The organism is Oceanobacter kriegii DSM 6294, assembly GCF_000422845.1.
GTDB lineage: Bacteria > Pseudomonadota > Gammaproteobacteria > Pseudomonadales > Oceanobacteraceae > Oceanobacter > Oceanobacter kriegii.
In genome coordinates this window covers 1-1,083 of the sequence record NZ_AUGV01000041.1, presented here as the reverse complement: position 1 = coordinate 1,083, position 1,083 = coordinate 1, and the positions used below count along the sequence as shown (strand labels likewise).

The following is a 1,083-nucleotide window of genomic DNA, read 5'->3' as shown; positions in this document are numbered from 1 at the left end:
CCCCGCGCTACACACAGCCCGCCTGTATCAACTCACAAAAAAGCCGGACTATGGTGACCAGAAAACCACCACGGCCCGGCTTATGAATCCAGCAGAAATCCAGCGCCAGCTCAGCAACATGCTGCAAATCGGCACAGTCGAACTGGTCGACTTGCCTGCCCGCAAATGCCGTGTCCAAATCGGCAACCTGCTCACCGGCTGGCTCGACATGCCTGCCGACATCAGCGCCAACTACATCCGCTGGAAACCCCTGCGCGCAGGCACTCAGGTGCTGCTCGCCTGTCCTGCTGGCGAAGTATCCGCAGGCGTCATTGTCGCCATGCTGTTCAGCAACAGCCATAACGCACCATCAGATGCCGCCGATCTTGACATCATCAAATTCGACGACGGCACAACCCTGCAATACAACAGCACCAGTAAAACCTTGGGCATCGACTGTCAGGGGCCAATCAACGTCTCCTGCACCGAAGCCACAATCAGCAGCTCCGGCGCCATCAACGTCGATGCCGCAAACATCAACCTGGGGGCCAACGGTGAACCAACGGTCTTGGGCAATCAGCTAGCCAGCTGGATTACAAACACCCTGACACCGTGGCTAACAACGCACACTCACACATCGTCCAGCCCGGGCAACCCTACCAGCCCTCCCGTGGTGCCGTTCTTGCCTGCCGATGCCAGCACCGGTGGTTCCGTGTACTCCAACAAAAACCGGAGCCAGTAACATGACAGGCATGAACGAAACCACCGGTGCAACGCTCACCGAACGCGAACACATCCTGCAATCTGTTGCCACCCTGATACGTACGCCCGTTGGTTCACGCGTTCACCGGCGCACATACGGCAGCGTCGCCCCACACCTGGTCGACCAGCCACTCAATACAGCAACGGCTCTGCGCCTTTACAGTGCTGTTGCCGCATCAATCATGGTCTGGGAGCCGCGCGTGTCGTTGTCCAGCATTCAGCTGGCTATCACAGCAGCTGGGAAGGCAGTTCTCGATCTTGAACTCATCATCAACGACGAAGCAGTCAGCCAGTCTGTTTCTGTGGAGGTTGCATGACACTGTCACTCAGCACGCTACCAAC

The 1,083-nt window shown here is 57.8% G+C and carries 2 protein-coding genes; both read left to right on the top strand.

From position 1 onward, the window contains the following. The coding region (locus tag G516_RS0113320; protein ID WP_028294064.1) for a phage baseplate assembly protein V at nucleotides 1-721 on the top strand (721 nt) is incomplete at its 5' end. Nucleotide 722: 1 nt separating this feature from the next. Continuing rightward, the gene (locus G516_RS0113315) at nucleotides 723-1,058 is read left to right on the top strand and encodes a GPW/gp25 family protein (RefSeq protein WP_028294063.1); all 336 of its coding nucleotides are present in this window, start codon (nucleotides 723-725) and stop codon (nucleotides 1,056-1,058) included. The last annotated feature ends 25 nt before the right edge of the window (nucleotides 1,059-1,083 follow it).

Coding starts and splice junctions, on each gene's coding strand:
- G516_RS0113315 (WP_028294063.1), top strand. CDS start 723: ATGACAGGCATGAACGAAACCACCGGTGCAACGCTCACCGAACGCGAA.